Consider the following 20,241-nt stretch of genomic DNA (forward strand, 5'->3'; position numbering starts at 1 on the left):
ACGATGCCGGCTTGGCTGCATTTGATGACGCAATCGCTGTGGCCGCTGCTGTACGCGGGGCTGGTGTTTACGGTGCCGTTGACACTCACATCGTTTGCGATCGGACTTCTGCTCGCTTTTGCCGCTGCGCTCGTGCGCCTGTTCGGGCCGCGCGGCGCGCGGGCGGCGGCGCGCTTCTATATCTGGTTGTTTCGCGGTTCGCCGCTGCTGGTACAGCTTTTCGTGATTTTTTACGGATTGCCGAATATCGGCATCGTGCTAGATCCGTTGACGGCTGCCGTCATCGGTTTTTCGTTGAACGTCGGCGCATATAACGCCGAAGTGATTCGCGGCGTGATCGAATCGATTCCGAAAGGGCAGTGGGAGGCCGCATACTCGATGGGCATGACGCGCGCGCAGGCGTTGCGGCGTGCGATCTTGCCGCAGGCGACGCGAGTCGCGTTGCCCGCGTTGGCGAACTCATTCATTTCGCTCGTCAAGGATACGTCGCTTGCGGCGGTGCTGACCGTGCCGGAGATTTTCCAGGCCGCGCAGCGCATCGCGGCGGTCACATACGAGCCGCTCATTCTCTATACCGAAGCGGCGTTGATCTATTTGCTGTTCAGCTCGGTATTGTCGGGTGCGCAGCGGCGTCTCGAAACGTATTTCGGACGCTATGCGCTTTTCCAGGCGCAGTGGCGATGATCCAGCTCGAACGCATCGACAAATCTTTCGGCGAGCACCGGGTGCTCTCGCAAATCGATCTGGTGCTAAAGCCCGGCAGCGTCACGGCATTGATCGGCCCGTCAGGCAGTGGTAAGAGTACGCTGCTGCGCTGCGTGAATCTGCTGGAGGTGCCCGAGTCCGGTGTGCTTACGGTTGGCGACGCGCGCATTGCGTTCGCACCGGGCCAGCGGCTGTCTCGCGACGCGCTGTTCGCGGTGCGCCGTCAAACTGGCATGGTGTTCCAGAATTTCCAATTATTTCCGCATTTGACCGTCGTGCAGAACGTGATGGAGGGGCTGGTGACGGTGCAGATGTGGGGCCGTGAGCAGGCGCGGCAACGGGCGCTCGGTCTGCTCGATAAAGTCGGCATTGCCGACAAAGCGGATGCGTGGCCGGCGACGCTGTCGGGCGGCCAGCAGCAGCGCGTTGCGATTGCGCGTGCACTCGCGCCTTCGCCGCAGGTTTTGTTATGTGACGAGCCGACCTCCTCGCTCGATCCCGAACTGTCGGCTGAAGTGGTCGAAGTGCTACGGCAACTGGCGCGCGATGGCACGACGATGTTGATGGCGACGCATGATCTGCGTCTTGCCGCGTCGATTGCGCACGATGCGATATTTCTGGCGGCAGGCCGGGTTGTGGAGGCCGGCGCGTCGCGCGATTTGTTCGCTCGGCCGCGCGATCCGCGAACCGTTCGCTTCATCTCGACGCTCACGCAGCACATGGGGGCACCCTGAGCGAATGGCCCGGGCAAGTGTGTCGACTCGGTCTGCTCGATGCGGGCGCCCGGCTGTCGAGTCAAACATTCGTAATGGCGCAATGGGGCGGGCGGCAACGCGCGAATCGTGTGGGGCGCAGCAGGGCGGTAACCTTGGCAGTGCCTAACGTGTGTTTTTTTTCTCGCCGCGCCGCGTGGCGACCCGGCGGATAGCAGTGGCTGGCGCAGCGTCACGCATGGGAGCATCAGGCAGGCTCGCGCCGCGCTTTGCGCGCCGCGAGCCCGATGCGGGCGCGGCTTGTGCGGCAACTCGAGGCTTCGATTGGCGCGCGCCCGGCGCACGCGCCGGTTTTTGTTCGCCCGGCAGCGACGGAAATGCCGGCTGCCCGTCGCCGAAGAGCGGCAGCGTGCCGACCGCGACCAGTTCCGCAGGTTCGTCCCCGGCGTTCGCGACGCGGTGCCGGGTATGCGCGTTGAAGTGCAGCGAATCGCCGGGACCGAGCAGGTAGTCCCGCTTGCCGACCGTATAGCGCACTTGTCCCGACAGCACGAAAACGAATTCGTCGCCTGCATGGGCGACCCATTCCGAACAATAGCCTTCCATCATCGACACTTTGACGGCATTGAGCTGATTGCCCGGAAAGGTGGTCGACAGACGCTCGTAGCGCTGCCGGGCGGGGCGGATCGAATATGATTCGCGGCTGTTCCGGTGCGAGTTGGGCGCATCTTGGCGCGGCTGGTCGATGAGCGCGGAAAGCGGCGTTTGGAGCGCTTTCGCGACGTTGACGAGCGAGGAAATCGAGATGCCGGTCAGGTTACGCTCGACTTGCGACAGGAATCCGACCGACAGGCTGGCCTCGGTGGCTACTTCGAGTAACGTTTTTTTCAGCTCGCGGCGCAGGCGGCGGATGCGTCCGCCGATGTGCATGATGTCCGAATCCATGAATCTCCCACGAGGCTACGGTTGCCGTTCGATGCAACAAGCACCGGCGCCTGCCGGGCATTGGCACGGCTGCGTCTGTTGGGCGGACGCGATGGCTGATGCCCGTGCATTGTACAGCGCCGGTTTCGGCTTTTCGCGCTATGACGAAAAAGAGCGGGCCGTCGCAGGTTGACGGGGCTGTAATGAAACAAGTTTAGAATGCGAAATGCCGATTCACGCCGCGCATGCGCCGCGGCCGGCGCCGGGCACTATGCCGGCGCCGCTGCAACCGCTCGGCATTCGCTGCGTTCGAGGTGTGTTCCGTGTGGCATTTTCCGCAGGCTATTCCCGCATCGCTTGGTCCGCTGGCCGTATTCGTCAGTGTGCTCATCACACAACTTGGCATTCCCGTGCCGGCCGTGCCGATGCTGATCGTCGGCGGCACGATGGCGGCGATGGGGCAGGCATCGTATGCGAGCATGCTATGCGCGGCCGTCGGCGCGACAGTGCTTGCCGATTCATTGTGGTTTTTTGCCGGCCGTGCGCGTGGCCGGCGTCTTCTCAATTCGCTGGTGCGTTTCTCGCTGTCGCTCGACACGACGCTGCGCGTCGCGCGCAAGGTGTTCGAAAAGCACGGCGCGCCGCTGCTCGTGCTCGCGAAATTCCTGCCGGGGCTCGGCCTCGTTTCCGCGCCGCTTCTTGGCACCACGGCTGTGGCCGTGTGGGTGTTCCTCGCATGGGACATCGCGGGCGCGTCTTTGTGGGCGGGCGTGTGGTTGTTCGGCGGCGCCGCGCTGCATGACGAGATCGCCCGGCTGATGCAGTGGGTGAGCGCGAGCGGCGGCACGCTGTTCGACGCGCTTGCCGCGATCTTCGTTACATTCCTGCTGTATAGATGGGTTTGCCGGTTGCGCTTTCGCCGTTGGCTCGCGAAAGTCCGCATCAGCCCGCAGCAGCTTGACGAGATGATGCGCTCGAGCGCGCCGCCCGTCGTTTTCGATGCGCGGCCGCGTGCGGTCCGCGCGAAGGAAGCGTACCGGATCGCCGGTGCGTATCCGCTCGATCTCGATTCTCCCGACCCGCTGCACCCCGATTTGATGGTGCGCCCGATCGTTGTCTATTGCGTATGCCCGAACGAAGCGAGTGCGAAGCGCATCGTCAGCCAATTGCATCGCAAGCAAATGCGTCACGTGCTGGCGCTGAAGGGCGGCCTCGACGCATGGGAGAAGGAGGGCTTCCCGGTGGAGCCGTTGCCCGCCGATTTCGATGCCGCGCGCTATGTCGCGCCGGCCGCGGATCTGTCCGTGCGCGACGGCGGCTATGCGGTGCCGCCGGTTTGACGGAGTGTCGCACCGGGCGCCTGCTGTGCCCGAGCGCGGCGGCGGTACTGTGATGCCGTGCAGCGAACTTGCCCCGACCGATTTCGACGCCGCTCATGCCCGAACGCTCCTCCGTTTTCGGCCGTAAGCCTGCCCGCGCACGGATTCCGCGCACCGTATGGGCGCTTGGCCTGGTCAGCCTGTGCATGGATTTATCGTCGGAGCTGATTCATGCACTGTTGCCGATCTATCTCGTCATGACGATGGGCATGAGCGTCGTGACGCTCGGCGTGCTCGAAGGCATGGCCGAGGCGAGCGCGATGATCGTGAAGATCTTTTCCGGCGCGCTGAGCGATTGGCTCGGCCGGCGCAAGGCGCTGCTCATCGCGGGCTACGGCCTCGCAGCATTGACGAAGCCGCTTTTTCCGCTGGCGAACGGGCCATCGGAAGTCGTCGCCGCGCGGCTGCTCGACCGGCTCGGTAAGGGCATTCGCGGTGCGCCGCGCGATGCGCTCGTCGCCGATGTCGCGCCGCCAGAGATGCGCGGCGCATGCTTCGGGCTGCGGCAGTCAATGGATACGATCGGCGCGTTTGCGGGTCCGCTGCTCGCGATCGTGCTGATGTTCGTATTTGCCGAGCATATTCGGCTCGTGTTGTGGTGCGCGGTGGTGCCCGCGTTTTTGTCGATTGCGCTGATCGTGTTCGGTGTCGACGAGCCGGCTCATAAGGGCGTTTCTGCCCGTGTGTTCCGCTCGCCGATGCACTGGCGAGCGCTGCGCGCGTTTCCCCCGCGTTATTGGTTCGTTGTGTTGATCGGCGCTTCGTTCACGCTGGCGCGCTTCAGCGAAGCATTTCTCGTGCTGCGCGCACAGCAGGCGGGCATCGGGCTTGCCTGGATTCCGGCCGTGATGGTCGTGATGAATGCGGCATATGCGTTATCCGCGTATCCGGTCGGCGTGGTCGCGGACCGGCTCGGCGCACGTGCGCCGCTGGCGGTTGGCATGGCGCTGCTGATCGCCGCCGATCTGCTGTTCGGCGCAAGCGCGTCGCCGGCAGCGCTGTGGTCCGGCGCCGTTGTCTGGGGGCTGCACATGGGCTTCACGCAAGGGATGCTGGCCGCGCTCGTCGCTGAAACCGCTCCGGCCGATTGGCGCGGCACGGCGTTTGGTGTGTTCAACCTGGCGAGCGGGGTCTGCGTGCTGGCGGCAAATGCGATCGCCGGTTGGCTTTGGACGCGCTACGGCGCATCGGCGGCATTTTTTGCCGGCGCGGCATTTGCCGCGATGTCGCTCGCGATGTGCAGCTTCGTCAAAGGCGGCGGCGGGGCGCTTGCCGATGCTCGCCATTGACGGCGAGATCATGGCGTGGGCGCTCGACGGGGCATCGGCCGACGAGTAATTTTGTCCGCGTATGAACGATGTCGCGAAGCGTCGGCGATTGTTTGTTTATCAGTCGCGTGGCGCACCGTTTGATCTGATCGACGGCGGACAATGCATCAAATCTCGGCCCATGGCTGGGGCTCGATGATCGGACGCTGATCGAGGAACTGCGATCATATTTTGTCCGGCGCAGTGCCGAACCCGCTCATCTTGGCGCCCGCGAAGCAAACGCTGGCAACGCGCAGTCGATTGTTCATATAATTGGCGCTGCATTCCGACCGGATGTACAGGATCGATCAAAACGCCGACGCATTTGCGCCGGCGTTCGCTTGATCGCCATTGCCTGCTCGCGTTGTCCAATGCGAGCGTGGCCGCGTTGCTGGTGCCGGCGGCGCGGGGCACGCCGCATGTGTCTTTCCCGCATGCCGGGCATGTCTTCGGCGGCTCGCACGGCGTCGAATCGCAGTTGGGGCCGCGCCTCGGCGCTCCGGTCGGTTTCTTTTTTCCACCAAAAGCGGCGGCGTGTGCAGCGCCGTCAGGAGACTATTCGTGACATCACAAGAAGAACGGCTGCATCGCGGGCTGGAGGAGCGGCATATCAATTTGATGGCGCTCGGCGCAACCATCGGCGTCGGGCTCTTTCTCGGCTCGGCCACGGCGATCCGGGCGGCCGGTCCGGCGATTCTGCTGGCATACATTGCCGGCGGCCTCGCAATTTTCATCATTATGCGAGCGCTTGGCGAGATGGCGATTCATAATCCGGTCGCCGGCGCGTTCAGCCGTTATGCACAGGATTATCTCGGGCCGCTCTCGGGCTATCTGACTGGCTGGACCTACTGGTTCATGTGGATCGTGACATGCATGGCGGAAATCACTGGCGTCGGCATCTATATGCATATGTGGTTTCCCGATGTGCCGAACTGGATTTGGACTTTCGCCGCATTGATCGTGATGGGCGCGGTGAATTTCATCGCGGTCAAACTGTACGGCGAGTTCGAATTCTGGTTCGCGTTGATCAAGATCGTGACGATCGTACTGATGATTGCCGGCGGTGGGCTGATGATCGTCGCGGGCGCCGGCAACGGTGGTATTGCCACCGGTATCTCGAACCTGTGGGCGCATGGCGGCTTCATGCCGAACGGCTGGTCGGGAGTGGTCGACGCGTTGCCGATCGTGATGTTCGCGTATCTCGGCGTCGAAATGCTCGGCCTTACGGCGGGCGAGGCGCGCAATCCGGAGAAGTCGCTTGCGAAGGCGGTGAACTCGGTGTTTTGGCGCGTGGTGATTTTCTATGTTGGCGCGCTGTTCGTCATCATGTCGATTTACCCATGGAATCAGATCGGCACGCAGGGCAGCCCGTTCGTGATGACGTTTTCGCGGCTCGGTATTCCGGCTGCCGCCGGCATCATCAATTTCGTTGTGCTGACGGCCGCGCTGTCGTCGTGCAACAGCGGGATCTTCAGCACCGCCAGAATGCTGTTCAATCTGGCGGAGCAGGGGCAGGCGCCCGCGCGCCTCGCGGCAGTGAACCGGCGCGGCGTGCCGGTGTATGGCGTGCTGGTTTCGGTGCTGCTGCTTATCGTCGGCGTCGTGCTCAATTATTTTGCACCGCAAAAAGTTTTTGTATGGCTGACGTCGGTGTCGACGTTCGGCGCGATTTGGACCTGGGGCGTGATCTTGTTCGCCCAGTTGCGCTTTCGTCGCCAGGTGCCGGCCGCGCGTCTCGCCCAGCTTGCGCTGCGCGTGCCGGCTTATCCATTGTCTTCGTTCGTCGCGCTTGCGTTTCTTGCGTGTGTCGTCGTGCTGATGGCGTTTTCGCCTGATACGCGCGTGGCGCTCGTCGTCGGGCCGTTGTGGATTGTCGCGTTGACTGTTTGCTACTACGCGTATCAGGCGGGGCGGCGTGCGCCGTCGATGTCATCGACGGACGCTTGAGTGGTGAATCGCGGCCGGCGCGTAGCGATACACGTCCGGGCCGCGGCGGTTGGCAGTCATAGCGCGCGCAAACGTATGCGCGCGCAATTCGCAATTCATAAGTTTTTAAATAATGGGATTGTGCGATGCCGGTTTTTCATGCGCCTGCATCAATTAATTCCGATACGGCCTGATCCGGCTCAACACCGCAGTGGCGGCACCAATCGAGATAAAAGAGAATGTCGACATAACGTTCTCCACGTTCGATTTTGGAAAGGTAAGACTGATCAATACGAAGACGTTTGGCCAATTGCGTCTGGGTGAGGCCTGCCGCTCTTCTCAGCGCGCGCAGATGCATGCGCAGCGCGGCGTAACGGGGGTGATGGATGGAAGGGAGCATGGGCGAATGCTCCCTGCTGAATTGGAATAGTCCACCTTGGCCTAATTCGGCTATTATAGCCAAAAACCGGCTCGGCAGCTCAGTATTGGATATAACAACAGAATTTCAGCAGCCGGTCAAAAAAGAGGCAGTCACTCTACGGGGAAATAGTAATGGCAACATACAAGGAATTGCTTGCGCAATTGGATGATCTGAAGCAGCAAGCGAGGACCGCGCGCGCGGCCGAATTGCCCGAGGTTATCGTCGAGCTTCGCCGGTTGATCGATACGTATGGTCTGACCCAGAAGGATTTGTTCCCGCCGCGCCTCGGGCGGCCGAGAAAAGCCGACACCGAACCGAAGCCGCGCTATCGAGATCCGGAAACAGGTTCAACCTGGACAGGCCGTGGGCGTGCTCCAGCTTGGATCTTGGGCCGGGACCGCGAACAATTCCGGATCGAATAACGCATAGCGTTCGATTGCGCCCGCGTCTCATGGCGCGGGCGATTTACGGCATGCCGCAGTCGCGCCGTGACGCGCGATCACAGTGCGGTATCACGCTTGGACGTGGGGTACCAAGGCACCGCCGGTGCCGTCAACGGCCGGCCGATGCTGAGACGCACTGCAGCATTCAATTGAGGCCCTCAGGATACCGAATCGACCAATCTCCAATATGCGGCGTGCGTCACCAGTATGCCGGATGTCGGCGAGTTCATTACCGCACATGTAGGCTGACCGCGGTCCGTGTCGATGGCCGAATTCGCGGCGGGACTGCCCCTCACATATCCGAAGGCAGCCCGCGCTGCCCTTATGACGAGATGGCTGCTTGGGGCGAAGCGGGTACGTTCTCGCCGTGGCGCGCGCTCCAGGGCGTTTTCGCTGGATGCGTGGGGCGTTGCCTCCGAGATCGATCGCACTGGCTGCCGTTGCATGCTGGCGCACGTTGGGTTGCCGCGAGTCGGCCGTCCGTCCTGCATGACGATGCGGCGTTCAACCCACCGGCCCCGCGATCGCATGCAGCGGAACGCGCCGCGGCGATGCGTTCGCCGCATATCGTGCGTTGCTGGCGTCGATATTGGCGAGCAGCTTGTCGAGCTGCGCAAAATGAGCCCGATTGTCGTGGCTCCACGGGTGGAAACCGGGTTTGAAATAGGCAAGCGTCTTGGGGGCCAAGCGGGCGATGCCTTTCACGAAGAACCGGAGAAACGCGAGCTTGCCCGGCACGTTACCGTACATGCGCCGGTGCGCTTTCATGAACGCCAAGTGGAAAAGGAGGTTCGTCCCCCAGAATACGATGCTCGTGAGCAGCATCGAACCGGTACGCATCAGGTAACGCATTGGCCCCGGTTTGATGACCGCATTCCACACCTCGAACGCGACCGCCTTGTGCTCGGTTTCTTCCATCGAATGCCAGAGCCACATGTTTGCGTATGCGTCGACCGAACCGTGAAAGCGCTCGAAATCGCTGAGCAGCAAATCGGTCATGATTGCCGTGTAATGCTCGAACGCAATTGTCAGAGCGAGGCGTATCGGTGCCGGCAGCCATTTCGTCATCAGCCCCGCGAATGCCCAGAAGGCTCGGTCGAGCCGGTGTGCGGGATAGCCCGCCGCTTCGGCGATATCGTTGAACTCGACGTGTTCCCGGCTGTGCATCGCCTCCTGTCCGATGAAGCCCTGAACCTGTTTCAATAATTCGGGATCCTGAATTTGATCGCGGTAATGGCGGACCGCGTCGATGAAAAATCGCTCGCCGGCCGGGAACATCAGCGAAAGTGCATTGAAGTAGTGCGTGTTGGCCACGCCGTTGATGTGCCAGTCGCCGATGCGCTCGGGCGGAAGCGCGAAGCGAATGTCACGCCGGATGATCGGGTGCATGAGTTGTCTCCCTATCGAATATGCAGTGGCGCATCCGCATCGAACCAAAGTCGCATGCAGATGCGGACGGTCGAACCGGCGATTGGATCAAGATCGACCGGCGCGGCGTTCTTAAAATAACGATCGTTACGGTACGAACCTTAGGCAACAAATTTTTCTCTGTCAAATGTTTCATTGATCAATGTATTCGTACTATGAAAAGAGTGAGCAGATCGCGCATGGCAGCCGTTGGCTTGCTGATCCTTTCGCCTGGGGCGATGCCGTTTGGCGTGGAGCGGTGTCGATTCGGCCGGCCGGATGCGCGATTCGCGGCATCCGGCCGCTGCGATGGCGCGGCCGTCGGCGTCATTCGTTAGCGCGGCCGCGCATATCGATCTACGGATAAATTCGTGGTGATGCGCGATCAATCGCATGAGAATCGCCGGTATTCCCATCGATATCCGTTGCAAACGAGGCCGACAACCGATGAGCCGTGATCTGTTGCTTCTTCTGGAACCTGGATTCACCGATCCTCAATATCCGAGCGAGCGTTTCGTTTGTCCCGGCAGCGCGCCGATCGAAGGGCTGCTTGCGAGCGATCCGCCGAAGCAGGTCCGCCTCGACATTCGCCGGCTGCCTTTCGCGCGGCCGCGCGAAGCGGTGATCGCCGCGCTCGACGCCGACCATCAAGGGTTACCCGTGCTCGTGCTCGGCGATGAGCAACCGGCGCCCGACGATGCGTTGACGCTCGGCGACAAGCGCTTCGTCAACGATCCGCGGCGCATTCTCGAATTGCTGGCGGAGCGGCATGGTTTTCCGAAGCTGCATTGAGCGCGGCGGTGGTGACGGCGCGGCGCAATAACGGCCGGTTCGGGATTGCGGCGGCCGCCGCGGCACGGGGGCCGCGCGCCGTGTATCGCTTCGCTGCAGCCGCATCGCGCGGGATTGCACGGCCATGACTGCCGCGCCGCAACGGCCGCATCGCCGGCAATTACATCTGAACGTCAACATCCTGCATTCGGGGTTTGTACCCTCCGCGTGGCGGCTCGACGAAGCGGACCCGCGCGCGTTCGTCGACGTTGGACACTATGTGCGCGTCGCGCGGATCGCCGAGGCGGCGAAGTTCGATGCGGTATTTCTGGCGGACAACGCATCGATCGTCGACCAGCTCGATTTTCGTCCGATCACCGCACTCGAGCCGACTATCCTGCTTGCGACGATCGCGGCGGCGACGACGCATATCGGCTTGATCGGCACGGCATCGACGAGCTATAACGAGCCGTTCAATCTCGCGCGTCGCTTCGCCTCGCTCGATCACGCGAGCGGCGGGCGAGCCGGTTGGAACGTCGTGACGACCGCCGATTCGGGCTCTGCACGCAATTTCGGTCTCGATGCGACGCCTGATCACGGTGGGCGCTATGCGCGAGCGACGGAGTTCGTCGAAGTCGCGAAGGCACTGTGGGATAGTTGGGATGACGATGCAATTATCGGCGATAAGGCCAACGGCCGCTTTGTCGATTCGAGCAAGGTACGTCCGATTGCGCATCGCGGTATGCACTTTCGCGTGCACGGACCGCTGAATTTGCCGCGTTCGCCGCAAGGGCATCCGGTGCTGGTGCAGGCCGGCGGCTCCGCCGATGGGCGAGCATTCGCCGCCCAGCACGCGGAGGTGGTGTTCTCGGTATCGCAATCGTTCGACGAGGCGCTCGGCTACGCGCGCGAGCTAAAAGCCGCGGCGGCCGCGCATGGGCGAAGCCTCAAGGTGTTGCCGGGGTTGACGACGATCGTAGGGGCGACTGAGACCGACGCGCAGCGCCGCCGCGACGAGCTCATCGATCTGATTCCGCTGCGCTACAGCTTGAACCGGCTTGCGGCTACGCTCGGCGTGCCGGTCGAGCGGCTGAATCCCGATGCGCCGCTGCCGGACGATCTTGCGCCGCCGGACGGTGGAAACGGCAATCACACGTTTTTTCACGCGACGCTTGCGTATGCGCGGCAGCATCGCTGCACCGTGCGCGAATTCGTGCGCGCGATGGCGGGCGGCACGGGGCATCGGGTGATCGTCGGTACGCCTGAGCAAATTGCCGACGACATCGCACACTGGTTCGACGCCGGTGCGGCCGACGGCTTCAACCTGATGCCGGACGTGCTGCCGGGCGGGCTTCAGGATTTCGTCGACGGCGTCGTGCCTATCCTGCAACGGCGTGGGATTTTTCGTACCGAATACGAAGGAGCGACGCTGCGCGACCACCTCGGCCTTTCTCGGCCGGCGAACACGCGTAGCGGCGGCATGGCAGGGGGTTGAAACCGGTTTGGTGAGGCGGGCGCAGTGGCGAGGTTATCATTCGTCACTGCTGCATCATTGTGTGGCGCGAACGCGGCCCTCACCACGGAACACCTATGAGCCTGCATAAGATCATCTACGATACAGATCCCGGCGTCGACGATGCGCTGGCGCTCGTTTTCCAAGCGCTTCATCCGGACATCGAATTGCTCGGCGTGACCAGCGTATACGGCAATGCGACGATCGACACGACGACCCGCAACGCCCTCTATCTCGCGGGCCGCTTCGCACCCGGCGTAAGCGTGGCGCGCGGCGCGGCCAAGCCGTTGAACCGCTCCGCGCCCGCGCCGATCGGCTGGATTCACGGCGACGACGGCCTCGGCAATACCGGGCTGTCCGAATCGACCGACGCCGCGCGCGCGCCGAACCTGGATGCGCGGGCAGCGCACCGCTTCATGATCGATACCGTGCGTGCGCATCCGAACGAGGTCACGTTGATCGCGGTCGGCCCGCTGACGAATCTCGCGCATGCGCTCGCCGAAGATCCGCAGATCGTAACGCTCGTCAAGCAGGTGGTCATCATGGGCGGTGCGTTCGGCACGAACGGCGTGCTCGGCAACGTGTCTCCTGCCGCGGAGGCAAACATCGTTGCTGATCCGGAGGCAGCGGACATCGTGCTGTCCGCTGCATGGCCGCTGGCGATCGTCGGCCTCGACGTCACCGAGAAGACCATCATGACGACCGACTATCTTGCCGCGCTGCGCGACGACGCGGGCGATGCCGGCCGGTTTGTCTGGGAAGTGTCGCGTCACTACGATGCGTTTCATCGCATGAGTGCGGGTTTCGACGGCACGTATACGCACGATCCGTCGGCGGTTGCCTATGTGCTCGCGCCGCATCTCTACACGACTCGGCAAGGGCCGGTGCGCGTGGTGACCGAAGGCATTGCCGTGGGCCAGACGATTCAGAAACCTTCGACGATGAGCACCCCCGCGCCGCAGTGGGACGGGCGGCCGTCGCGCGACGTATGCATCGACGTTGATGTGGACGCAGTGCTCGCGCTGTATCGCGATACTTTGATTGGTTGACGGGCGGCGCGTCGCGGCGGGGCCGAGCTGCTGGATGTCGGCGGGCTGGTTGGTGAGATCCGGCTCGGCTGGGTGCGGCGTGCTCTAGCCGGTGGCTGCGATGCGCTATCATCTGCGGATGACTTGAGCGGTCGGCGCTTGCATTTGCCGCCATGACGGATGCGTGGCGCCCGGCCGATACATTCTGTGATCGCCGCATTCCGTGTCGTCCGATTCTTCTTCTCCTTTCGCGTTCTACTACCTGTCGAATTTCGAGCGGGCGCTCGAATGGCTGCTCGAGCGTTACGACGGCGTGCTCGACGCATCCGAACGTGCGTTCATCTCAGCGTTCGGTGAATTGCCGCGCGCATCGCGCGCGCTACTGGTGCGGATGCTGATGCGTAAAGGGCCGTATTTCCGGGCGAGCAAGCTCGCATACGACGAGATCGGTTGCCCGCTCGCGGCATCCGCCGCGCTCGTCGAACTGGGTTGGGTTGAACGGTCGCCTGCGCTCACGCTCGATACGCTGTTTGCGCTGTCGACGAAACACGAATTGCTCGGTGGATTTCCCGATTTGTCGTCGTTGGCCGGCGCGGGCCGCAAGGCCGATTGGCTGACCGCACTGCGTGCCGCGCACGAAGGCGAGCGAACCTGGTCCGAGTGGCTGCCGTCGATCGACGATCATGTGCTGCGCGTCACGGTCGATGCGCTGTGCAATCGGCTGCGGCTCATGTTTTTCGGCAACCTGCATCAGGACTGGTCGGAGTTCGTGCTTGCCGATCTCGGCTTGCTGCAATACGAAACCGTTGCGTTCGAGCCGTCGTCGCGCGCGTTTCAGCGGCGTGACGATGTCGATACGTACCTGAAGCTGCACGCGTGCCGGGAACGGCTCGACACATGGCCGGACGAGGCTCCCCTTGCGCCGCTCGTCGCGCAGGCCGCCGCCATCGACTGCGGCAATGCGTGGCTGACGATGCGCCGCGAGAAGCTCGCGTTCGCCATCGGGCAAGCGTGCGAGCGCCGTGCGGACTGGGACGGCGCACTTGCCGCTTATGAGGCGAGCGCGTGGCCCGGCAGTCGTTGCCGGCGCGTGCGCGTGCTCGAGCGCTGCGCGCGTTTGGACGCGGCGCTCGCGCTTGCCGTCGACGCGCTGCGCGCTCCCGAGAGCGACGCGGAACGCCAGCAGATCGAGCGGATGCTGCCGCGGCTGCGGCGGCAAGCCGGCTTGCCGGTTGTGCGCGCCACGCCGCGCGCGCAACCGATTCCGCGCGACTGTATCGAACTGGCGCGTCCGCACGAACCGTATCCGGTCGAATATGCCGCGCGCGATCATCTGAGCCGCACGGATGCGCCGGTCTATTACGTCGAGAACGCGCTGATCAACTCGCTGTTTGGGCTGCTGTGCTGGGAGCCCGTGTTCGCGGCGGTACCCGGCGCATTCTTCCATCCGTTTCAACGCGGTCCGGCCGATTTGCATGCGCCGGACTTCCGCGCGCGCCGCGCCGCGCAGTTCGACGCATGCCTTGCGCAGCTCGACGGCACCCAATATCGCGACACGATTTGCCGTCACTATGCGCAGAAGCAGGGTATGCAGTCGCCGTTCGTGTTCTGGGGCGCGCTCGACGGCACGCTGCTCGAACAGGCGCTCGCATGCTTGCCGGCCGCGCATCTGCGTTTATGGTTCGAGCGGCTGCTCGACGACGTGCGCGGCAACCGCTCGGGGTTGCCCGATCTCGTGCGCTTCTGGCCCGGCGAGCAGCGCTATGAATTGATCGAGGTGAAAGGGCCGGGCGATCGTCTGCAAGACAATCAGATCCGCTGGCTCGACTATTGCCTCCGGCATCGGATGCCGGTGCGGGTGCTCGACGTGCGCTGGAGCGGCAATGCACGGCAGAGCGACGAGGTGCGCCCATGAGCTATGTGGTCGCGGTGCGCGCGATGTGCGAATTCACCGCGCGCGAGGGCGATCTCGATCTGCGCTTCACGCCCGCGCCGAGCGCGCAGGAGGGCATCGCGGGCCACGCAGTCGTGGCGTCACGGCGCGGCGCCGGTTATGAGAAGGAAATCACGCTGGCCGGCGAGCACCGCGGCCTGACGGTGCGCGGTCGCGCGGACGGCTACGATCCCGTGTCGAACCGGGTGGAGGAAATCAAGACGCATCGCGGCGATCTCGACCGGATGCCGGTCAACCAGCGTGCGCTGCACTGGGCTCAGGCGCGTGTGTACGGACATCTGTTGTGCGAAGCGCGCGGGCTCGGCGAACTCACGGTCGCACTCGTCTACCTGGACATTTCCACGTTGCGCGAAACGGTGCTGACCGAGGCGCATACGGCTGCATCGTTGCGCGCGTTCTTCGTCGAGCAGTGCGAACGATTTTCCGATTGGGCCGCGCGCGAAGCCGCACACCGGGCCGCGCGCAATGCGGCGCTGCATGCGCTGGCGTTTCCGCATCCGCAGTTTCGCGACGGGCAGCGGCCGCTCGCGGTCGCCGCGTATCGTGCCGCGCGCGACGCCCGCACGCTGCTCGCGCAGGCGCCGACCGGTATCGGCAAGACGGTCGGCACGCTGTTCCCGTTTCTCAAAGCGTGTGCGCAGGATCGTCTCGACAGGCTGTTCTTTCTGACCGCGAAAACGTCCGGCCGCGCGCTCGCGCTCGATGCGGCAGATACGCTGCGTGCGGCCTCGGGTGGTGCGCTGCCGTTGCGCGTGCTGGAACTCGTCGCGCGCGACAAGGCGTGCGAGCATCCCGGCGCGGCATGCCACGGCGACGCCTGTCCGCTTGCCCGGGGTTTCTACGACCGGCTCGCGGCTGCACGTGCCGCCGCTGTCGAACAGGGCCGGCTCGAACGCGCGGCGGTGCGCGCGGCCGCCCTCGAGCACGGCATATGCCCATACTATCTCGCGCAGGAACTGGCGCGCTGGTGCGACGTGATCGTCGGTGACTACAACTATTACTACGACGGCAGCGCGTTGCTGTACGCGCTCGCGCAACAGAACCAGTGGCGCGTTGGCGTGCTCGTCGACGAAGCGCACAATCTGCTCGATCGCGCACGCGGCATGTATAGCGCGACGCTCGATCAGCGCGAACTCACGGCGATTCGCAAACTCGCGCCCGCGCCGCTCGCCAAAGCGCTCGAACGCTTGAACCGTGAATGGAATGCGCTCAATCGCGAACAGAGCGACAGCTACGCCGTGCATCCGGATGTGCCGCCGCGCGTGCTGTCCGCCGCGCAGAATCTGATCGGCCGGTTTTCCGAACTCGCGGCGCAGACGCCGCTCGCGATCGATGCCGATGTGCAACGCTTTTGCTTCGACGCGATGCACTTCGTTGCGCTTGCCGAGCAGTTCGGCGCGCATTCGATTTTCGATTCGACACTCGTGCGCGCAACGGCACGCGGCCGCCGCGCGAACGCGTCGCTGCTTTGCGTGCGCAACGTGGTTCCGGCGGATTTTCTCGCGCCGCGCCATGCGGCGGCGCATGCAACCGTCATGTTTTCGGGCACGCTGAGCCCGTTCGAGTTCTACCGCGATACGCTGGGTTTGCCGGACGACACCGGTTGGCTGGATGTCGACGGGCCGTTTCGCGCGGAGCAATTGACGGTCAAGGTGGCCGCGCACGTGTCGACGCGCTGGCGCGACCGCGAACATTCGATCGAGCCGATCGTCGAGCTGATTGCCGGGCAATACGCGGCGCGGCCGGGCAATTATCTGGCATTCCTGAGCAGTTTCGACTATTTGCAGCAGGTGCTCGCGCGGCTGCGCGAGCGGCATCCGGCATTGCCGGTCTGGGAGCAGGCGCGCGGCATGGACGAGGCCGCACGCGACGCGTTCCTCGCGCGCTTCGATGCGCTCGGGCAGGGCGTCGGCTTCGCGGTGCTGGGCGGCGCTTTCGCGGAGGGCGTCGATTTGGCGGGCGATCGGCTGATCGGCGCGTTCGTCGCGACGCTCGGACTGCCGCAGGTCAACGACGTCAATGAACAGATGCGCCGTGCGATGGAGGCGCGCTTCGGCCACGGCTACGATTACGTCTATCTGTATCCGGGGCTGCGCAAGGTGGTGCAGGCGGCGGGGCGTGTGATTCGCACCGAGCATGACGAGGGCGTCGTTCATCTGATCGACGACCGTTTTTGCCGGCCGGACGTGCAGCGTTTGTTGCCGCGCTGGTGGCGGTTGAGTTGATGCGAGGCGGGTGGCGCGCCGGGCGTGGAGCGCCGGGCCGCACCGGGTGCCCGCTGCCGCCGGCGAGCGCGCCGTTGTGCGCAATCGGCGCAATCGGCGCAATCGGCGCCAGCGCGGTTGCCCGGAATGCAACCGAACCTGCCGCCGATTGCACGATCGGGGGCTTGATACGCTGGCCTCCGCCAGCGTTTGCTCGCGCTCGATCGCCGTGCGGCCGAGCGACGTTTCGCGATGGACGCGTGCGAGGTGCGGCAGCCGAGCCGCTGTTTGCCGTTGCCCACACGTTGTCTGCTCCCGTTTGCCGCTACCTGTCCCAATCCGGCGTGTCGCCGAAGCGCTGGGCAAGAAAATCGATCAGCGTGCGCATCGCAAGAGACATTTGCTTGCGCGATGCGTAAACCGCGTAAATGCCGAGATCGGGCGCCACGCAATCGGGCAACACGCGCACGAGCGCGCCGCTGCGAAGCAATCCGGCCGCCGCATACGTGGGCAGCAGCGCGATGCCGCCGTTTGCGGTGGCCGCGCGCAGCAGCACGAGCGAATCGTTGGTGCTCAGATTGCCTTGCACGGGCACATCCGACGGTTCCCCGTCGCGTGTCAGATGCCACAGGCTCTGCCCGAAATACGCGTAGGTCAGGCAATTGTGCCGAGCCAGATCGTGCGGCCGCTTGGGCGTTCCGTGCGTGGCCAGATAACCGGGCGACGCGCAAATCACCGAGCGGCACGTGCCGATCCGGCGTGCGATCAGGCTGGGGTCGACTTCGTTCGTAATGCGGATCGCGAGATCGATCCGCTCGCTGATCAGATCAGCGGTGCGATCCGTCGTCTGCAGGTCGACCGAGACGGCAGGGTGGCGGGCGAGATAGTCGAGAATCGCGTCGGTCAGCCGCGCCTGTGCGAACAGCACGCTCGTGGTGATCCGTAGCAGGCCGCGCGGCGCGTCGCCGGGCTCGGCGAAGGTCGACTCGACGTCGTCGGCGAGCCCGAGCAGATCGCGCGCGAGCGGCAGCATTTGCGCGCCGGCGGTGGTCAGCGACAGACGCCGCGTGGTCCGATGCAGCAGCCGGGCACCCGCCCATTGTTCGACGAATGCGACATAGCGCGACGCCATCGCGCGCGACATGTCGAGATGCTGGGCGGCTGCCGACACGCTGCCGCGCTCGGCGGTTTCGACGAATACCTTCAATGCGGTGATTCGATCCATATTCGATCAATCTACGCAACAAATTGTCGACAACTCTATTGTATTTGATCGGGATTAGATCGAATAGACTCGCTTTTTATTTGACTTATCAACGAAACAGCGATGGACCGCTTCACACTTCAGTATTTCTTCGATCCGCTATGCGGCTGGTGCTATGCGAGCGCGCCCTCGCTTGCGGGTCTTGCCGAAGCTTATCCGGATAAGCTCGAGCTGATGCCTACCGGTCTCTTTGCTGACGAAGGCGCGTGCGATTTGACGCCCGAATGGGCCGAATACGCGTGGCGCAACGATCAGCGTATCGAGCAGATGACCGGCCAGCGTTTCACGAGCGCGTATCGCGAACAGGTGCTGCTGCGCGGCGGCGTGCGTTTCGATTCGGGGCCGGCGAACCGGGTGCTGACCGCGATGCACGGAATCGACGCGCGGCTCGAGCGGCCGCTGCTCGAAGCGGCGCAGCGCGCGCGCTATGTCGACGGTTTCGATACCGCGCGTGCCGATGTGCTGGCGCGCTTGGCCGCGGAAGTCGCTGCGCGGGCCGGGCTGACGGTGGACGCCGATGCGCTGGCACGCCGCATCGACAGTGACGCGGCGCTCGCCGACGCAACGGCCGCACGCATCGAGCGCGCGCAGCATGCGATGCGGCAACTCGGCGTATCGGGCGTGCCGCAACTGCTGCTGACGACCGGCGAGCGCGGCTATGTGTTGAACAGCGCGAGCTTGTATGCCGGTCCGACTGCCGCGGTGTCTGCGGTTGAGCGGGTATTGCAAGGCGGGGTTTGAAGCGGGATCGGAGCGGCGTTCGACGAGAAAGCCTCGGCGCACGGATGGATCGTGCCGCGCGCGGGTGAGCCGGCGCGAGCGGGCGGCGCTTCGTTGCGGCGGCGGATGCGTTCTGTGGCATCGCGGTTCTGTGCCGCGCAGGCCGCGCCCGCCCGATTGCTGCATCGGCCGCCGATTCGCCGATCAGTGCATTGACGGCGCCGCCGGGTGCCGCGCCTTACCGGCGCTTGCGTTGCCGCGGCGCCGCTTCATGGTCCGTTCACGGGCCGTTTTCGCGTTGTCATTGCCGCTATCGGTCGTTTGCCATTGATGATCCCTTGTCAGTACGTGGTCTTTGGAAATCAGCTTTAATCGGTTTGTGCGGCGCGCTTCGCGCGCTACGATCGTTGACAACCCGGCTCGGGATGCGCCGCGTGCGCGCCGAGTCGTTCCTCACCTCGGAATGCAAAACGGAGAGAAAGATGGCATTACGCTCACTCGGCACCTCGGCCATTCAGGTATCGCCAGTCGTATTCGGCGGTAACGTGTTCGGCTGGACCATCGACGAGAAGCAGTCGTTCTCGCTGCTCGACGCGCTCGCCGACACCGGCATCAACTTCATCGATACCGCCGATGTCTATTCGGCCTGGGTGCCCGGCAATCAAGGCGGAGAATCGGAGACGATCATCGGCAAGTGGCTCAAGCGCACGGGCAAGCGCGACCAGGTCGTGATCGCGACGAAGGTCGGCATGCTGCAGGCGCGCGCGGGGCTGTCGCGCGACAATATCCTGAAGGCCGTCGACGATTCGCTGCGGCGCTTGCAGACCGATTACATCGACCTCTATTTCTCGCACCGCGATCTTGCCGACACTCCGCTCGAAGAAACGCTCGGCGCATACCAGACGCTGATCGAGCAGGGCAAGGTGCGCATTATCGGTGCGTCCAACTACAGCGGCGCGCGGCTGCGCGAGGCGGCCGAAATCAGCTGGCGCGACGGGTTGCCTGCGTATCAGGTGATCCAGCCCGAATACAACCTGTACGACCGCGCGGAGTACGAGCGCGACATCGAGCCGGCCGCGACCGAGCTGAAGCTCGGTGTCGTCACGTATTTCGCGCTGGCGAGCGGGTTTCTGTCGGGCAAGTACCGGTCCGAAGCCGATCTGAAAGAGCGTGCGCGCGGCAGCCGCGTCGAGAAATATTTGAATCCACGCGGTTTGCGGATCGTCGATGCGCTCGTCGCGGTGGCCGACAAACACGATACGACGCCCACGGCGGTCGCGCTCGCATGGCAAATCGCGCGGCCGAGCGTCACGGCGCCGATCGCGAGCGCGACGTCGCTCGATCAACTGACGGCGCTCGGTGCGGCGATCCGCCTGCGACTCGATGCAGGCGACATCAAACAGCTTGACGACGCAAGCGCGCCTTAAGCCGGGGTGTTGCCGTAGGCGGCTCGGCTGGCACTGGGTAAAGGCGTTGCGCGGCAGGTGCGGCTGTTGGTCGTTGAAGGTCTGGCCATCCGGCGCATGGGCTTCAACGTGCGGCGGCGCGGGTTCGTCGCGCAT

Annotated in this window: 16 protein-coding genes and 1 pseudogene; 13 read left to right on the forward strand and 4 right to left on the reverse strand. The window is 64.1% G+C overall.

Features of this window, described 5'->3' with window-relative positions; all coding sequences use genetic code 11:
• The first annotated feature begins 3 nt into the window (after positions 1–3).
• Positions 4–684 (forward strand): amino acid ABC transporter permease, encoded by a 681-nt coding sequence (locus AQ611_RS19405; protein WP_069235721.1) that lies wholly within the window; start codon positions 4–6, stop codon positions 682–684.
• Positions 681–1,439 carry an amino acid ABC transporter ATP-binding protein gene (locus tag AQ611_RS19410; RefSeq protein ID WP_069235722.1) on the forward strand — a complete coding sequence of 253 codons (759 nt, stop codon included), beginning with the start codon at positions 681–683 and terminating at the stop codon, positions 1,437–1,439. The genes AQ611_RS19405 and AQ611_RS19410 overlap by 4 nt, the downstream gene beginning before the upstream one ends.
• A gap of 144 nt (positions 1,440–1,583) precedes the next feature.
• Here AQ611_RS19410 and AQ611_RS19415 read toward each other — a convergent pair whose 3' ends face one another.
• Positions 1,584–2,363 carry a helix-turn-helix domain-containing protein gene (locus AQ611_RS19415; protein ID WP_069235723.1) on the reverse strand — a complete coding sequence of 260 codons (780 nt, stop codon included), beginning with the start codon at positions 2,361–2,363 and terminating at the stop codon, positions 1,584–1,586.
• 302 nt (positions 2,364–2,665) lie between these two features.
• On the opposite strand from AQ611_RS19415, the pseudogene AQ611_RS19420 reads away from it, so the two are divergent.
• The 3 genes and pseudogenes from AQ611_RS19420 to AQ611_RS19435 all read left to right on the forward strand — a co-directional run bounded on the left by AQ611_RS19420 (position 2,666) and on the right by AQ611_RS19435 (position 6,975).
• A pseudogene (locus AQ611_RS19420) lies at positions 2,666–3,735 on the forward strand (VTT domain-containing protein).
• A gap of 42 nt (positions 3,736–3,777) precedes the next feature.
• Positions 3,778–5,010, forward strand: coding sequence for an MFS transporter (locus tag AQ611_RS19425; protein ID WP_069235724.1), 1,233 nt, complete (start codon positions 3,778–3,780; stop codon positions 5,008–5,010).
• Between the two features lie 579 nt (positions 5,011–5,589).
• Positions 5,590–6,975, forward strand: a complete 1,386-nt coding sequence (locus AQ611_RS19435) for an amino acid permease (RefSeq protein WP_083237462.1) — start codon at positions 5,590–5,592, stop codon at positions 6,973–6,975.
• A gap of 136 nt (positions 6,976–7,111) precedes the next feature.
• Here AQ611_RS19435 and AQ611_RS19440 read toward each other — a convergent pair whose 3' ends face one another.
• Positions 7,112–7,354 (reverse strand): helix-turn-helix domain-containing protein, encoded by a 243-nt coding sequence (locus tag AQ611_RS19440; protein WP_069235727.1) that lies wholly within the window; start codon positions 7,352–7,354, stop codon positions 7,112–7,114.
• Between the two features lie 152 nt (positions 7,355–7,506).
• On the opposite strand from AQ611_RS19440, the gene AQ611_RS19445 reads away from it, so the two are divergent.
• Entirely contained in the window at positions 7,507–7,797 is a 291-nt protein-coding gene (locus tag AQ611_RS19445; RefSeq protein ID WP_059514529.1) for an H-NS histone family protein, read from the forward strand.
• 525 nt (positions 7,798–8,322) lie between these two features.
• On the opposite strand, the gene AQ611_RS19450 is transcribed toward AQ611_RS19445, so the two are convergent.
• Positions 8,323–9,207: a metal-dependent hydrolase gene (locus AQ611_RS19450; protein WP_069235728.1), complete on the reverse strand. Its 885-nt coding sequence runs from the start codon at positions 9,205–9,207 to the stop codon at positions 8,323–8,325.
• A gap of 465 nt (positions 9,208–9,672) precedes the next feature.
• On the opposite strand from AQ611_RS19450, the gene AQ611_RS19455 reads away from it, so the two are divergent.
• The 5 genes from AQ611_RS19455 (at position 9,673) to AQ611_RS19475 (ending at position 16,716) form a co-directional block, all read left to right on the forward strand.
• The gene (locus AQ611_RS19455; RefSeq protein ID WP_069235729.1) at positions 9,673–10,017 is read left to right on the forward strand and encodes a DUF3088 domain-containing protein; all 345 of its coding nucleotides are present in this window, start codon (positions 9,673–9,675) and stop codon (positions 10,015–10,017) included.
• 124 nt (positions 10,018–10,141) lie between these two features.
• Complete coding sequence (locus AQ611_RS19460; RefSeq protein ID WP_069235730.1) at positions 10,142–11,491, forward strand: LLM class flavin-dependent oxidoreductase; 1,350 nt, start codon at positions 10,142–10,144, stop codon at positions 11,489–11,491.
• A 95-nt stretch (positions 11,492–11,586) separates the two neighbouring features.
• Positions 11,587–12,558, forward strand: a complete 972-nt coding sequence (locus AQ611_RS19465; protein ID WP_069235731.1) for a nucleoside hydrolase — start codon at positions 11,587–11,589, stop codon at positions 12,556–12,558.
• Positions 12,559–12,760: 202 nt separating this feature from the next.
• Entirely contained in the window at positions 12,761–14,452 is a 1,692-nt protein-coding gene (locus AQ611_RS19470; protein ID WP_069235732.1) for a VRR-NUC domain-containing protein, read from the forward strand.
• On the forward strand, positions 14,449–16,716 hold the full coding sequence (locus AQ611_RS19475) for an ATP-dependent DNA helicase (protein WP_069235733.1): 2,268 nt from the start codon (positions 14,449–14,451) through the stop codon (positions 16,714–16,716). The genes AQ611_RS19470 and AQ611_RS19475 overlap by 4 nt, the downstream gene beginning before the upstream one ends.
• Positions 16,717–17,020: 304 nt before the next feature.
• On the opposite strand, the gene AQ611_RS19480 is transcribed toward AQ611_RS19475, so the two are convergent.
• Positions 17,021–17,920: a LysR family transcriptional regulator gene (locus AQ611_RS19480; RefSeq protein WP_069235734.1), complete on the reverse strand. Its 900-nt coding sequence runs from the start codon at positions 17,918–17,920 to the stop codon at positions 17,021–17,023.
• A gap of 102 nt (positions 17,921–18,022) precedes the next feature.
• Between AQ611_RS19480 and AQ611_RS19485 the strand changes: the two genes are divergently transcribed.
• Together AQ611_RS19485 and AQ611_RS19490 are read left to right on the forward strand one after the other, a co-directional pair.
• Positions 18,023–18,700 (forward strand): DsbA family protein, encoded by a 678-nt coding sequence (locus tag AQ611_RS19485; protein WP_059514512.1) that lies wholly within the window; start codon positions 18,023–18,025, stop codon positions 18,698–18,700.
• 461 nt (positions 18,701–19,161) lie between these two features.
• Positions 19,162–20,106, forward strand: a complete 945-nt coding sequence (locus AQ611_RS19490) for an aldo/keto reductase (RefSeq protein WP_083237552.1) — start codon at positions 19,162–19,164, stop codon at positions 20,104–20,106.
• Positions 20,107–20,241: the final 135 nt, after the last annotated feature.

This window comes from Burkholderia singularis, assembly GCF_001718875.1.
GTDB lineage: Bacteria > Pseudomonadota > Gammaproteobacteria > Burkholderiales > Burkholderiaceae > Burkholderia > Burkholderia singularis.

Coding starts and splice junctions, on each gene's coding strand:
- AQ611_RS19410 (WP_069235722.1), top strand. CDS start 681: ATGATCCAGCTCGAACGCATCGACAAATCTTTCGGCGAGCACCGGGTG.
- AQ611_RS19465 (WP_069235731.1), top strand. CDS start 11,587: ATGAGCCTGCATAAGATCATCTACGATACAGATCCCGGCGTCGACGAT.
- AQ611_RS19440 (WP_069235727.1), bottom strand. CDS start 7,354: ATGCTCCCTTCCATCCATCACCCCCGTTACGCCGCGCTGCGCATGCAT.
- AQ611_RS19475 (WP_069235733.1), top strand. CDS start 14,449: ATGAGCTATGTGGTCGCGGTGCGCGCGATGTGCGAATTCACCGCGCGC.
- AQ611_RS19460 (WP_069235730.1), top strand. CDS start 10,142: ATGACTGCCGCGCCGCAACGGCCGCATCGCCGGCAATTACATCTGAAC.
- AQ611_RS19480 (WP_069235734.1), bottom strand. CDS start 17,920: ATGGATCGAATCACCGCATTGAAGGTATTCGTCGAAACCGCCGAGCGC.
- AQ611_RS19425 (WP_069235724.1), top strand. CDS start 3,778: ATGCCCGAACGCTCCTCCGTTTTCGGCCGTAAGCCTGCCCGCGCACGG.
- AQ611_RS19490 (WP_083237552.1), top strand. CDS start 19,162: ATGGCATTACGCTCACTCGGCACCTCGGCCATTCAGGTATCGCCAGTC.
- AQ611_RS19405 (WP_069235721.1), top strand. CDS start 4: ATGCCGGCTTGGCTGCATTTGATGACGCAATCGCTGTGGCCGCTGCTG.
- AQ611_RS19485 (WP_059514512.1), top strand. CDS start 18,023: ATGGACCGCTTCACACTTCAGTATTTCTTCGATCCGCTATGCGGCTGG.
- AQ611_RS19455 (WP_069235729.1), top strand. CDS start 9,673: ATGAGCCGTGATCTGTTGCTTCTTCTGGAACCTGGATTCACCGATCCT.
- AQ611_RS19445 (WP_059514529.1), top strand. CDS start 7,507: ATGGCAACATACAAGGAATTGCTTGCGCAATTGGATGATCTGAAGCAG.
- AQ611_RS19415 (WP_069235723.1), bottom strand. CDS start 2,363: ATGGATTCGGACATCATGCACATCGGCGGACGCATCCGCCGCCTGCGC.
- AQ611_RS19450 (WP_069235728.1), bottom strand. CDS start 9,207: ATGCACCCGATCATCCGGCGTGACATTCGCTTCGCGCTTCCGCCCGAG.